The organism is Agrobacterium sp. ICMP 6402, from assembly GCF_009498615.1.
Lineage (GTDB): Bacteria > Pseudomonadota > Alphaproteobacteria > Rhizobiales > Rhizobiaceae > Agrobacterium > Agrobacterium burrii.
Genome location: NZ_QSNV01000002.1, coordinates 136,910 through 150,128 on the forward strand (window position 1 = coordinate 136,910; position 13,219 = coordinate 150,128).

Sequence of the window (13,219 nt, forward strand, 5' to 3'; positions counted from 1 at the left end):
GTACAGTGGCGTAAGGCATGCGCGAAGGCTTTTCGCCACAAATTCGGAGGCTCTGGCGTGGTCAAGGGCGCTGCTTGATTGGGCAGTGCTAGAGCACGTTTGGGCGAGGGCGCGATCCCATCAACAGCCTCGAAAAATCGACGTTGCAGGTCTGGATGCGTTGCGCGCTACCGGATTGCTAGAGGAATGGCGAGGCGAAATTGAGCGAACGGTGCAGTTGCGTGTTCCATCGAATTCCGGAAGCCTCGCCATGCTACAGATGCACATCAAAGATCTCAAAAGCCTCCAGCGAAAACTGTTGCGGAGACGCGCCAATTGATCCGCGTTTGCTTGCCTGTGACAGGCGCTTTTTTCGCGGTTCTTCAAGACGCAACATGGCAATCTGACAATGCGGAAGTTTTACGGTCATGAAAACAATGCCAGAAAAACCGACATCGAACGCCTACCCAATTAAAGAAGCAGCGAAAATCGCCGGACGGTCCATAACCTGGCTACGTCAGCAACGGCGCTTCGGCTCGCTTGTTCCAACAGAGATCAACGGTCTGCAAGCCGTAACCGCCGAGAGCCTGCACGCCCTCATCACGCGGGATAGAGCTGCGCGTGAGCCGCTGATCAGGCTCGTTATCGATAACACCAAATAAACAAGCCGGCGCACTCGTCACAGTGCAGCCGGCTGGAGATTTTCTCAATGCTTGATCATGATATCAATCGCGGTCCTTTCAGGCAACCCGCCCGGAGCTTTGCCCAGTTGCGTGCGGCGGACATCGAGCGGCGAACAACCCAGGTTTCCGCGCGCCCCAATGAGGCGCCGGCTGAAAAGCCTTCTCATAATGCAATCGAGTTTCTGAAATCTCTCGATCCTGATGGCTGGCACAATCTCACCGCATTGGACCCGAAGCGAGAGGCACCGCCGGAAGCACGGACCTTTGCACCCAATGACTGGACCGCGATGGCGGGTTGGATCGACCAGCGCGAGGGCCGACTGAACCTGTATTTCAGTGTGAACGAACCGGCAGCTATAGCGCCCAACAAGAAGCTCTCCAAATCCGATATATCGGCTGTTCGCGCGTTGTGCATCGACATCGATATTGAGAAACCTCCGTCAGGCGCGGATCTCGCGACGCACTTCGAAAACGAGCGCTCTCGCCTTCGCGGGATCGTGCGTCAGCTGCGAGCCGAGGCGTGCCCACCCACAGCCGTCCTGGATAGCGGTGGCGGTATCCAGGCGTTCTGGATCCTATCTGAAAAACTCGATGCCAAAACGCACCAGGCGGCAGCAGAGGCGCAAGGCCGCGGCCTCGTTCACCGCTTCGGTGGAGACAGCGTCGAAAACGTCGATCGCATCATGCGCCTACCAGGAACAACGAATATCCCCACCGCTGAGAAGGTGGCTCGCGGTCAGCAAACACGCCGGGCATCCGTAATGTGGTGCGGCGCGCGGTACGCTTTTCAAGAGGTAGGCAACCAATACCCTCCTGCGTCAAAAGCCGACGCTGTCGATCGAAATCCGGAAATTGAGCAGCTGAAGCAGGCGATCGACATCCACAAGGTTTCGGCCGCCGTCGGCTTTGACGAATTGCCACACGACCTTCGACAGAAATTCGAGCTAGCATGTGCCGAGCGGCCAGCGCTGGCGAGGTTATGGGCATCCGGCCAGGCCAACGGCGCAGACAAGTCGGCATCTGCTGCACGCTTCAATCTCGCGCTTCGATTGAAGACAGCATCTTTCTCGATTGATGAATTCGGCGCGCTGCTGTTCGTCTGGGAGCACGCCACGAGCCCCCACAAGGCGCGTATAGAGGAATGGGACGATCAAGAGCTCCGAAGAGAGCTTGCACGCTGCTGGGCGAACACCCGCACCGAGCCGGATCCACTCGATTTTTTCGAAGAAATCCCCGACGACATTATGGAGAGCCCGCCGAAACAGCCCAAGCCGACGAAGCTGTTGGATCTCGTTTCGTTCAACGATGCGGCCGGCTCCGCTCTCGACCATTCGACGAAACCGCTCATCAAGGGCCTATTGGACGAGGGAGCGCTTTCAGTTCTCTATGGCGAAAGCAATGTGGGCAAAACCTTTGTTGCCATGGATCTCGCATTTCATGTCGCAACGGGTATGTCTTGGGCTGACCGAAAGACGGCGCAACGAGGCGTCGTTTACGTTGCCGCCGAGGGCGGGCAAGGTGCCCGGCGCCGTGCGAGGGCTTTGCAGCAGCGGTTTCAAGGGCAATACACCGGCGACCCACGTTTTCAATTCCATCTGTCAGGCGTCAATCTCCGCAGCGCCGACGCGGATCTCGTCCCGCTGATCGAAACTGTCCGCGCGTGCGAGGGCGTCGGCCTTATCGTGATCGACACGCTGTCTCGCGCGCTCGCCGGCGGCGACGAGAATGCGTCGACGGACATGGGAGCGCTCGTAAAGCACATCGATCATTTGCGGCTGCAGACGAAGGCCCATGTGATGCTCGTCCACCACTCGGGGAAAGAAAGAGCGCGGGGTGCGCGAGGCCACTCCCTCCTGCGTGCCGCTACTGACACGGAGATCGAGATCGCGGACAACGAGATTAACGTCACCAAACAGCGTGACCTCGATGGCAACTTCCGACGCGCTTTCGTTCTCGATCGTGTCGAGCTTGGCCGAGACAACGACGGCGACGCGATAACATCGTGTGTCGTCCGTCTTGTATCACATACAGAGAAACCGGCAGGCGAGCCGACGGATGCCGAATTGGAAATTCTGGCGATCCTGAACAGCCTTCAAGACAAAGAGGCTTCGGCCAATGGTTTCAAAGAAAGCGCGATCGTCGATGCGTACGCAGCGACCTACGCTCCGTTGAGCAAGGAAGCGTTGCGGTCACGACTTCGCACCATGCTTAAAAAGCGTCTCATTGCGAAGCCGAAAACCGGTCTTTGGTGCGTGCGGCGGGACAACCTGTCCGAAAAAGAGAAGGTTGAGGCCTGGTTCGAGCCAATTAATGAAGATGACTGATGCGGTGGGTAGCGGTGCAAATCTGGTGGAATACGAAACCCAGTATTTTCAATAGGATAGCTAAATCGGTGGTGTTCGGTGGGGAGCGGTGTTTTCGTTCCGGCCCAAAACGGTGGAGCGGTGGGGGTATATATATACCCACCACCCCACCGGTCCCCGAACCACCGGTGAACCGTAGAGGTTATTTTCGCCGCGGATGGCTGCGCAGTCTAAGCGATACCTTAAGGGCGTTGAAATTGAAGTTGGGGTTTTATCTATGAAATACCCTGGACATATCGAGCAGGCGCGCGCCGCTATCCTCCGCTGGCACCGGAACCTGCGGACGACCCGTAAGCAGTGCGGCGCAAAGCGGAAACATGATGGGAAACCCTGCCAGCAGATCGCCATGGCGAACGGGCGATGCTGCTACCACGGCGGACGGACGCCGAAGGGCGATGCCTGGCACAAGCCGCGGTGGCCTAACCGCGACGCGGCAGACGCCGAAAAGAAACTGGTAGGAAAGCTCCGGGATATGGAGAAAGCGCAGCGCGCGAGAGACAAGAGGCTCGCGAACATGACGCCCGCGCAGCGAACACGTTACGATCGGTGGCTAGCCGCGCACAAGGCAGTTTCCGCGACGGGTCGGGCAGAGGTACGCAAGCGGCGGAAACAAGCGAAAGAAGCCCGAGCCTTGATCGAGCTGCCACAGTCGGCGGCCAGTGAAGAGGTGGAGAGAATTCAAACGCTCATAGACGAATTGGAGCGACGCGCTAAGCCGCGTTTCGATGTATTTGATTAAGGAGAGCGCCATGGCCAAGCAGCCGAACGCAGACGATGTACAAAGAGATCTGCTTACCCGGATCCGCACAGAGGGCGTACGGGCCGCTTATGAAGCGAGCCTTGCAGTATGCAGCGATGTAAAAGCTCCTGCGCCGGCGCGCGCCACAGCTTCCGCGACGTTGTTCCGCGTCGCTGGCTACTTCGACAAGCAGGAGCGAGACAACGCAAAAGAGCCACATGAAATGACGAGCGAAGAACTGAACGCCGAGATCGCTCGTATCACCCGCCAATCGGGAACAGCAGCTGCCGACGATCCTGACGTGTTCGACTAGCGAGATCCCCGCCGAAGGAAGACGACGTTGTCACAGGGCTGACCTGCACACCTGTGTTCAGCTGGCTTTGGGGTGATACCTGGTCGCAACTCAGCGCTTAGAATTCTCGCGCTCTCACATATCAGTTCCGCAAGCTCTATGTTCCGGTCTGCCGCGCCGGGCGTCAGATCAGACGAGCGCAACTGATCCAACAAGGTCTCCGCAGCGACGGCGAGATAATGCGCCTGGCAGTCAGCAGGTAGCGGCATCGGTATTTCCTTGTCGGTTGGGTCGGGACCGCAGACTACGCTGCTGATCGGCCAGTGGCTAGGGTTTTACAGGAGCGCGCTTTCCTTTTCGCTTCAGCAGGACAGCCTGCATCGCCCACTTGCGAGCGTCTTCAGCGCTCAAGTTTATGTCTGACTTCTTTTCGCGCTTTCCCGTCGAGCTGGCGAGGCGCGAATTCTCCGCGATGAACGCATCGAGGTCCGTCTGCGCGATGAGAACCGGACGGCCAGGGAGATACGCCAGCCGCCCGGAAAGGCGCAAACGTTGCACCTTCTGCCGAGAGCATCGCAGTATTTCGGCCACTTCCGGCTCCGTGAGAAAACGATGGGTCATGCTGTGGCCTGCGCCTCTTCTTTGATACGCCGGGCAAGGCGGAAGAGCGTAGATCTGGAGCATCCGGTCGCGGTGACGATGTCATTCCAGCTCATTTTAGATTTCAGCATGCGTATAAGTGCCGCGTTGCGGTCCGTGTCCTCTGGGCGCCCCTTATATCGCCCCGAGCTCTTCGCCTTCTCGACACCCTGCGCCTGCCGCCGGCGACGGTCTTCGTAATCCTTGCGCGCGATTGCGGCCAGCATGTCGAGCATCATCGCGTTGACGGCCTTGAACATGCGGCCGGTAAACGGGTCTTCGGTGGCGGCCAACATCATGTGTGAAGTGGGAAGATCAAGCGCCACGACGCGCACCTGTCGCGCGTCTATCTCGCTCTTGAGCGCCTCCCAATCCGCTTCATTCAAACGCGACAGCCGGTCAACCTGCTCGGTCAGCAACACGTCGTTCGGGCTGCAGTCCGAGAGTAGCCGAAAAAGCTCCGGACGCTTCAGCGACGCGCCGCTTTCATTTTCGACATAGAACGCAGCGATCGAAAATCCCTTATCTTTGGCGAAGCTTTCCAGCTGTGTTTTTGCGCGGCCTGCATCCTGTTCCTGGGTGCTGGCACGCAGATAAGCGCGGACAAACATGTTTGAAACCTCCACGGTTCGATTTGACTAGTTCCTAAAGCAGTAGTCTGTTTTGAGTGGTTCGAATAATCGAGCCCTGTCGGTTCTTGAGGCTGTGAAAGCGGTTCGATTGAGGTACACCCAAAAAATGCGCCCTAACGCTCGCGACAACGTCACCCTACCGCCGCTTTAAGAGCTTCAAGAGCCCGGCACCGGATATCCGGGAACTCCGTATGGAGAACCATTACTTCCAAGTCGTCACGCGCTTCATAAATCTCGTCCGCGTCATTCAGTGCCTGTGCTCGCAATAGCGCTGCGCTCAATCTCAAGAGCATAGCCAACTCCGCCTCCCTGTCTGTTCGCCTCGGGGGTTCGAAGGCGACCACGTCAGCGGCGGCAATGATGTCCAAGGCCCGGCGCTCCTTTTTAGTATTGGCGTAATCTGCGAAATTCACGACGTTGTTCATAGCAGCACCCTTTGAAACTGGTTGTGCTGCTAGCTTCTTTTACATGGTTCGATATGTCAAGTGTATTTCTTTCATATTTCTGAACTTCCTTTTGGCCGATTAGTATATTCAACTATTGTAGGTCAATGTATTTTTCGTCTTGATACATTGAGACACGCTTTGCTTGCATGATTACCTCTTACCCCTGCAAAGTGCTGTATTTATTATATCAACTGTGTATGCCCGGCTGCGATACCGGACCCACCCTCCGGGTATAGTCCAAATAATATTTTCAAAGCGACGTACGACGCTCGCACAAAATCGCGCCGCGCTGGAACTTTTCGAACAGCGGAGCGCCTCCAACCGCGAAAGGGAGCATGTTTTGGGCCAGTAGTTTCGCGGTTGGCGTGAGCGTATTTTCGCACCATGGAAAACGCTCATGACGATCAATACGACGGTCTCCCGCCCCGCGGTTTCGAAGTCTCGCGCAGAGAGCCCGAGATCGAGCATGCGGTGGGTGTGCTTTCGGATTTTTTCGCCCGGATCGCAGCCGGGGAGGATCCCGCCTTCAATTTATCCGAAGCGTTGTGCTGCCTCCAATCAGAGACTTCCCGCCGCACCGCCCGCATTGACAGAGATCAGCGCGACAAGTTGTTGCGATCGATTACGATCGCCCATAGCAAAATACTCAATTTGTTCCCGTCCCTGCCAGAACAGACGCTTGCGGCGAAAGCGTTTTACGCAACGGTTGGCCTCATCTGCTGGTGGGCAGAAACCGATGAAGAGCGTGATGCGCGGCACCGGCATTTCTTGACTGATGTTCGCGCTTACGTGCGCTGGCTCCGAAATGCTTGTCACAATATGTGCCTGCTTCAAGAAATCGAAACTCGGGCGGACGCGAGACGGAACGAGACCGTGTCGGAAATTATGCGGAGCGCGGCCGCATGACAAACGAACCCGGCACACCAGCAGGCGCAAGTGGGTTCGATACGGGCACCGCAAAACAATGCCTCGCTCAGGCGCTGGCCGAGTTGCGGCAACTGTGCATCGACAGCGACCCGATCGCGCGGGCTATCTTCGCGCTTGATCAGATCCAGACAGCTGCCAGTCTCTCGGCGGAATTGCCGCGGGTCTTTCCGGCAGCATGTGACGAACTCACAAAAATCATACCGCATGCAGCAATAGCATTGGGGCCGGCGTTGGAGCGGTGGCGCCCTGCTGACTACGTGCATCTTCGAATGTCCGCTTTAAGCGGGGTTCTTTCAGAATGTGACGCCCCACTCCATTACGATCGTCGCCTCTACATATCGGCGTTTCTGAATGAGCTGCGCGCGATAGCGCTTAACCGCGCAATTGCCCAACGGGGAGACCCCTTGGTTCGTCATATCCTGATCAGGAGAGCCGCGGACACAGACCGCACCTCCTGCATCGTTCAATAGCCGCTGCTCCACGTTCCATTCGATCCTATTTTTGAGGGTGCTTAAAATGGCCGGTATTAAAAATAATCGCTATTTCAACGACCCGGCTCTCGGGCAAGCGTTTTCCAATTTGGCTTCGCTGTTCGCTCCGCCAGATAGCGCCGACCTGGTCAATTATGCGACGGCCAACGCCAAGAACCAGGACGCCGCGAGGCGAGCGAAGTCCTTCACGTATATCGACGATCCCAATTACTCCCGCGATTACGCGGATCGGATGAATTACGCGATTAACGGCAACGCGAACGATACCTTCTACAAGGTTGATCTCGGCGCAAAAACCGACCTCGAAAAGCAGCGTATCCAGGAAGCCGGAGCCCTGTCACGTCATTTCCTGACGCCTGTTCCAGTGAAGGAAGGCGAGACTGTCTACATGCCCGAACAGAACCAGGCGGCGACAGGTCTTCCTGCGGTGCTCGGCGGAAACATAAAGATCGGGCAAGGAGAACGCGTCTACCGGCCGGACGGCAGCGTGCTGGCGGGCGCTGACAAGCCGATGTCCGAAGAACAGTTGAAGGGCCTCATTCTGCAGGGTCTCCCCGAAGCGGATCAAAGGGCAGCAGTCGTCGGTAGCGTTCCGGTCGAAACGATCATTCAAGACGGCGCGCCTACCATCGTGCGTCGAAACGATGCGTATGGGAAGCAGCCGTACACCGAACCCACCACCGATGTCCGCAATTACGAAGACTATTCAGCACGCGAAATCGCTCAAGGGCGTCAGCCGCTCAACAGGCTCGACTACGAAAAAGAGCTCAAGAAGGCAGGATCGTCGCAAACGACCATCAACACCGGCTCAAATTCTTCGAAGTTTGTCGAGGAAAGCGACAAGGCAGCGGCTACTCGGTTCAGCAACTATATCGATGCGGCTCACACCGCTACTCAGTTCACGGGGGATCTGAAAGCCCTCGCTGACATCGGCAGCAAGATCAGCACCGGCAAAGGCGCGCAATTGACTGCAGCGCTTGGCCCATACGCAAAGGCTCTCGGCGTCGACATAGACCAGTTGAGCGAGATCGAGGCTTATGACGCTATCGTTTCCAGGTTGGTTCCTGCGATGCGGCCGGCGGGATCCGGGGCAGCTTCGGATTTCGACGCCAAGCAATTTTTGGCGAGCTTGCCGAGTATAGGTCGGACCCCCGACGGAAACAGAATTGTTCTCGAAACCCTCGATGCTCTTCAGGCGCACCGTATGAAATCTGGCGAAATCGCATCACAGGCTATGCAACCGCATGAGGCAGGGGGTCTCTCCTGGCAAGACGCAGAACGCCAGATCCGGGAACTCGGCGACCCATACGAAACGTTCAACGCATATCGCCGCCGCGCGGGCGACGACCAGGCAGGACGCGGGCTCTCTGGCGTGACCTCTGGTCAGCAGGGAGCCGCACCGTTCGGGGCCAAGCGCACCGCCGGCGGCATCAGCTGGAGCATTGAACCCTGATGGCAACTATCAACATCAACGGCCGCCGCATCACGGTGGAAGACCGGTTTCTAGAGCTCTCACCAGATGAGCAAAATGCTGCTGTTGATGAGATCGCACATTCTATGTCGCAGGATCCGGGGCCCTCCGACGGTGCAGCTTCGACGGCATGGGACGCAGTAAAATCCGGTGCCGCCGGCGCGGCGCGAGGCGCGCTTGATCTGGTTGGCCTGCCGGGCACAATCGGCGACGCAATGCAGTCCGGCGGCGAATGGGCAATGCGCAAGGGATATGAGCTCGCAACCGGCGAACCTCCGTCAACCGACGGCGGTTTTGTTGAGCGCATCTTTGCCGGTCCTAGTGAAGACACGCGTAAGGTTATGCCGTTCGGCGGCCGCAGCCCCTTGAGCGGTGAAGTCTTGAAGGAGGGTGCGGCCTCGATAACTGACGGCGCTACCGATTATCAGCCAAAGACCACCGCCGGAGAATATGCCCGGACAATTGGCGAATTTGCCCCGTCGGCTGCAGCATTCGGCGGGCTTCGATCTGCCGGCACGCTCGCGGGCAATTTGATCGCCCCGGCTGTCGCCAGCGAGACAGCGGGACAGTTGACGCAGGACACCTGGGCCGAACCGATCGCGCGTGTTGGCGGCGCCTTGGTCGGTGGCGCTGCCGGATCTAAAATCGGTGCTCCGGCCGGTCAGCGCCTTCCCACGTCTGCAGAGATCAAAGCCGCTGCGGGTTTCGACGATCTGAAGCCAGCGATGCAAAACGCGACAATCGACAAAAACGCTTATCGCGCAGTTATCGATCAGCTCAAGACCGTTGCTGACGACTTCGGGATGGTTCCCGAGCAGCATGGCGCTTTCAATACGATCCTCGCACGCCACCTAAAGGCGTCAGCCAAGAATGGCGCAAGCTTGCAAGATTTGGAGATCCTGCGACGGTCTCTCCAAAACGCCGGCGCCAGTCCGACCAATCCTTCAGCTGGTGCGTTATCCCGCCGGCTTACGGACACCTTGGACGAAGCGCTCGGCGGCTTGGAAAACAGCATCGCCACGGCTGGCGGACAGAATGCGGGCGAAACCTTGGATGGATTGCGTCAGGCGCGGGAAGCGTGGCGCACCGGTTCGAAGGCGCAGATTGTCGAGACAGCGATCGAAAAGGCGCGGCTCGACGCAGGCGGTTTCGAAGCTGGGTTGCGAAATCGTTTTCGCACCATGTTGCAAAATCCGAAGATCGCTCGCCAGTTCAGCGATGCAGAGCGGGCAGCGATGGAGGACGTTGTCCTCGGGGGCTTCAAGGCTAACGCCGCCCGTTTCCTGGGCACATTCGGTGTTCCTGTCGACCAGGCCCGCAACTGGCTCGGCGCGTCAGCCGGTGCACATGCGGGCAGTTCGGTTGGCGGCGCACTCGGCGGACCGGCGGGCGCCTTTATCGGTGGTATCACTGTTCCAGTTGTCGGAACTGCCTTTAAAGCGATGTCTGCGCAAACCACCCGAAACGGCGCTGCGCTCGCGGAAGCTCTGGTGAAAGGTGGCCCTCGCGCTTCGCAGCAATATACCGACGCAATGAGGGCCGGTCAGGTCGCAGGGCGCCAGGCATGGCTCCGGACTGTTCAGCAAGCGCGGCAGGGCGGACAGAACGGCAATGAAGACGATATCGTGAACGCAATCATGAGGGCGAAGTGACGGACACTCCAAAAAATGGCGCGAAGCGCGACGCCGCCAGCGGTCTTGAACGCAGAAATGTTGTCATGACCGAATTCCCCTGGGCCGATCTTGAGCCGCGGGATTTTGGTGACGGCCTGCTTCAGCTTCTGCAAACTGCCTTGCAGGACGGCGCCGACGCCGGCGACGCGTTTGCGCGGGCTCTTGAAGGGCTGGAGATCATGGGCTTGCATGGGGTTTCTCTTGCTCCCGGCGTCACAGACGAAGCGACACAGCTGATTGGAGAGCTGCGTGAAGCCGTTTCGGCCGCCCACAAAGACCTGAACGGCGAGTGGCTACATTGGTGCTTGGGGGCTGCCGCTCTGATACTCAAGCGCGATGAGTTAAAACTGCGCGCTGACAGCGAGGAAGTTCTTTTTGTTCGGGCTGGACGGTACGCGTTCGAAGGGTTTTGCATTGGTCGCCGAATTCGCGAAGCCCGGATCGCCGACGGTAAGTCGGCAGTGCTCAACCCCAAAAAGCTCAATTGATTGACGGGAGGTGTACCATTTGTGACCCTTTGACCATTGCCGGCGTCGCCCTCACAGCCGGATCCACTGTCGCCAACAGCATGGCCGCGAGCAAAGTCGCCCGTGCCCGTGATGACGCAATGGCGGCCGAGCGTATCCGACAGAACGGCCTCGATCAGGAGGCGCAGGCGCTGAACACGCAGTCGCAGGATCGGTATCAGGACTTTTCCGGGCAGGAAGAGAAGGCCGCCACAAAGCTGGCCGACTATTTTACCGGTCAACAGGTAGCCGAACCGAGTGCGGAAGCCGCCCTGCCGACGTCGGCGAGCAACGTCGTTGTTGCCGAAGAGCAGAAGCAGCGCGCCAAGGCTCGCGACTTCACGGACAAGACAGGTACGGCGCTCGGCAAGCTCCGGGCCTTCGGCGACGTTCTTGGCGAGAACAGTCGCCTGCAGGCGCGCGACGCAGGCCAGATCGGCCAGATCGGCGGTTTCAAACGCGGCTCTTCGAACGTGATGGCTTACGAACTGGACGCGGCGAACCAGAAGGGTAACGGTCTGAAGCTGTTCGGCGATGTCCTGGGGATGGGTGGCGGACTTTTGACGAACGCTGGCTTGTCTCGCCCAAAATTTACTCAAACAACGTTGGGCGACTATCTCGGTTACAAGCCGGCGACATCCTATTTTCCGGATGCGCCGAAGCGTAAATTCAGCGTTTAGGGGCTCGTCCCAGGTGGCGGCGGCTGAACTCGTCGCTGAAGCAGTGGCCGGTTTCTCGGGTTTCACGGATGGCCAGTCTTACGATTTCGGGAGTGTCGCCACCGCGACCACGTATTTTAACCAGAATTGGGGCACGCTCTAATGACTACAGAAATTCGTTTCCGCCGCGGTACTACCGCACAACATGCGGCGTTCACTGGCGCGCTGGCTGAAATCACCGTCGACACTGATAAGAAAACTGCGGTCGTCCATGACGGCGCGACGGCTGGCGGGTTTCCGCTGGTTTCGTCCGCCGAAATTGACAACATGATGAACACGCAAGTTTACGATCCGCAAGGGATTGAGGACGACGCGTTCGATCGGGACAATCATACCGGGCAGCAGGCCATTTCAACGGTAGCGGGCTTGCAGGCACTGCTCGATATAATGGGTAAGGGCTATCTAAAGGGCCTGACGCTTTCCAACAATGTGGCCGACGCGACGAACGACATTGATTTCGCAGCGGGCGTATGCGCATCGGAAAGCGCTGTTGCCGGTATAATGCAGCACGCGGCAGGAACTGCACAGTTGGACGTCGCTTACGGCGCTGGAAACGGCGGACGTTTTGACGCGGCTATCTCCGACGGCACTTGGCATTGCTTTGTTATCAGCGATGGGAACACGATTTCACGGGGCTTTTCGAAGTCCCCGGACCCGACCACGCAGCCGAATTATCCGGCGGGCTTTACACGATACCGTCGCGTGTTCTCGATCGTCCGCGTAGCCGGGACTATCAAGGCTTTTGACCAGAATGGGGACGATGTTCTGTGGAAGGCGTCGGTCAACGATGTGACTGACACGTCGCCTGGAACGGTAGCCAAGACGAGAACTTTGACCGTGCCCGTCGGCTTCCCCGTGGATGTCAGGATCCGCGTGCTGGCAGTCGGTGTCAACGTGAACTTCCGATCGGTCATAAGCAGCCTTGCTCAGAATGATGAAGCTGTTAGCAACAATGCGAATGCCGGTGGCCTCATGTCTGGCATCCCGAACGGGCAGGTAGCGAACGCGCTTACCGTTCGGACCAATAGCGGCGGCCAGATACGGAGCCGGGGCGAAAGCGCGTCCGGCTGCGAGCTGTACATTACGACCGAAGGTTATACCGATGGGCGGGGGAAAATCTGATGCCTTATATTGAAAGGAAAGACGGAGAAATAACTGGTGCTTACGCAATGCCCTAGGTGGGCTATGCTGAAGAGTTTGTTTCGGACGATAACGCCGAGCTACTGACCTTTTTCAATCCCGTTCCAGAAATAAACGCTGCGAAGGCGTCGGCAACGCAGCAGATCGACGCCGACGTAGAAGCGGCCCGCTTGCGCTACATCACGGGCGGCAGCGGGCAGGCCATGACCTACCAGCAGAAAGCGGCAGAGGCCGATGCAGCGCTCGCAGCGACCGATCCGGATCCTGCAGATTATCCGTTGCTCGTCGCCGAGATCGGCATAACCGCGCCCACGCTGCTGGAAGTGGCAACTGTCATTAACGGCGCCTATCAGCAATGGCGCGTCGTCGGCGCGGCGATCGAGGCGCTTCGGCTCGGGGGCAAGGCCGCCGTGGCTGCGGCCATGACGGTCGAAGACGTGCAAGCCGCAGCCGATATCACCTGGCCTTAATCCTCCCTCTATCGCTTCCCGCGCCAGCCGCCTGCCGGCAACGGCAGGC

The 13,219-nt window shown here is 58.4% G+C and carries 16 protein-coding genes; 11 read left to right on the forward strand and 5 right to left on the reverse strand.

Annotation, left to right across the window (positions count from 1 at the left end):
- Positions 1-253: 253 nt before the first annotated feature.
- Complete coding sequence (locus DXT96_RS27060; protein ID WP_210251586.1) at positions 254-409, reverse strand: hypothetical protein; 156 nt, start codon at positions 407-409, stop codon at positions 254-256.
- On the opposite strand from DXT96_RS27060, the gene DXT96_RS26920 reads away from it, so the two are divergent.
- From DXT96_RS26920 to DXT96_RS08795, 4 genes are all read left to right on the forward strand, one after another.
- Complete coding sequence (locus DXT96_RS26920; protein ID WP_194287607.1) at positions 408-641, forward strand: hypothetical protein; 234 nt, start codon at positions 408-410, stop codon at positions 639-641. The genes DXT96_RS27060 and DXT96_RS26920 overlap by 2 nt on opposite strands.
- A 47-nt stretch (positions 642-688) precedes the next feature.
- Positions 689-2,986, forward strand: coding sequence for an AAA family ATPase (locus DXT96_RS08780; RefSeq protein WP_194287608.1), 2,298 nt, complete (start codon positions 689-691; stop codon positions 2,984-2,986).
- 256 nt (positions 2,987-3,242) lie between these two features.
- A complete protein-coding gene (locus DXT96_RS26925; RefSeq protein WP_194287609.1) occupies positions 3,243-3,764 on the forward strand; it encodes a hypothetical protein in 522 nt (173 codons plus the stop codon).
- A gap of 10 nt (positions 3,765-3,774) precedes the next feature.
- Positions 3,775-4,077 (forward strand): hypothetical protein, encoded by a 303-nt coding sequence (locus tag DXT96_RS08795; protein ID WP_153514336.1) that lies wholly within the window; start codon positions 3,775-3,777, stop codon positions 4,075-4,077.
- Positions 4,078-4,383: 306 nt separating this feature from the next.
- Here the strand turns inward: DXT96_RS08795 and DXT96_RS08800 are convergent, their stop codons facing one another.
- The 4 genes from DXT96_RS08800 to DXT96_RS08815 form a co-directional block, all read right to left on the reverse strand.
- A complete protein-coding gene (locus DXT96_RS08800; RefSeq protein ID WP_153514337.1) occupies positions 4,384-4,677 on the reverse strand; it encodes a helix-turn-helix domain-containing protein in 294 nt (97 codons plus the stop codon).
- Positions 4,674-5,306, reverse strand: coding sequence for a recombinase family protein (locus DXT96_RS08805; RefSeq protein WP_153514338.1), 633 nt, complete (start codon positions 5,304-5,306; stop codon positions 4,674-4,676). Before DXT96_RS08805 ends, DXT96_RS08800 begins: the two co-directional genes overlap by 4 nt.
- 152 nt (positions 5,307-5,458) lie before the next feature.
- Positions 5,459-5,752, reverse strand: a complete 294-nt coding sequence (locus DXT96_RS08810; protein WP_153514339.1) for a hypothetical protein — start codon at positions 5,750-5,752, stop codon at positions 5,459-5,461.
- Positions 5,753-6,331: 579 nt separating this feature from the next.
- Positions 6,332-6,607: a hypothetical protein gene (locus DXT96_RS08815; protein ID WP_153514340.1), complete on the reverse strand. Its 276-nt coding sequence runs from the start codon at positions 6,605-6,607 to the stop codon at positions 6,332-6,334.
- A 68-nt stretch (positions 6,608-6,675) separates the two neighbouring features.
- Between DXT96_RS08815 and DXT96_RS08820 the strand changes: the two genes are divergently transcribed.
- The 7 genes from DXT96_RS08820 to DXT96_RS08850 all read left to right on the forward strand — a co-directional run bounded on the left by DXT96_RS08820 (position 6,676) and on the right by DXT96_RS08850 (position 13,170).
- The gene (locus DXT96_RS08820) at positions 6,676-7,170 is read left to right on the forward strand and encodes a hypothetical protein (protein WP_153514341.1); all 495 of its coding nucleotides are present in this window, start codon (positions 6,676-6,678) and stop codon (positions 7,168-7,170) included.
- A gap of 46 nt (positions 7,171-7,216) precedes the next feature.
- Positions 7,217-8,644, forward strand: coding sequence for a hypothetical protein (locus DXT96_RS08825; protein WP_153514342.1), 1,428 nt, complete (start codon positions 7,217-7,219; stop codon positions 8,642-8,644).
- Entirely contained in the window at positions 8,644-10,314 is a 1,671-nt protein-coding gene (locus DXT96_RS08830) for a hypothetical protein (protein WP_153514343.1), read from the forward strand. The genes DXT96_RS08825 and DXT96_RS08830 overlap by 1 nt, the downstream gene beginning before the upstream one ends.
- Entirely contained in the window at positions 10,311-10,823 is a 513-nt protein-coding gene (locus DXT96_RS08835) for a hypothetical protein (protein ID WP_194287610.1), read from the forward strand. The genes DXT96_RS08830 and DXT96_RS08835 overlap by 4 nt, the downstream gene beginning before the upstream one ends.
- An 80-nt stretch (positions 10,824-10,903) precedes the next feature.
- Positions 10,904-11,521, forward strand: coding sequence for a hypothetical protein (locus tag DXT96_RS08840; protein ID WP_194287611.1), 618 nt, complete (start codon positions 10,904-10,906; stop codon positions 11,519-11,521).
- Positions 11,522-11,662: 141 nt separating this feature from the next.
- The gene (locus DXT96_RS08845) at positions 11,663-12,682 is read left to right on the forward strand and encodes a hypothetical protein (protein ID WP_153514345.1); all 1,020 of its coding nucleotides are present in this window, start codon (positions 11,663-11,665) and stop codon (positions 12,680-12,682) included.
- 56 nt (positions 12,683-12,738) lie between these two features.
- On the forward strand, positions 12,739-13,170 hold the full coding sequence (locus tag DXT96_RS08850) for a hypothetical protein (RefSeq protein ID WP_153514346.1): 432 nt from the start codon (positions 12,739-12,741) through the stop codon (positions 13,168-13,170).
- Positions 13,171-13,219 lie beyond the last annotated feature (49 nt).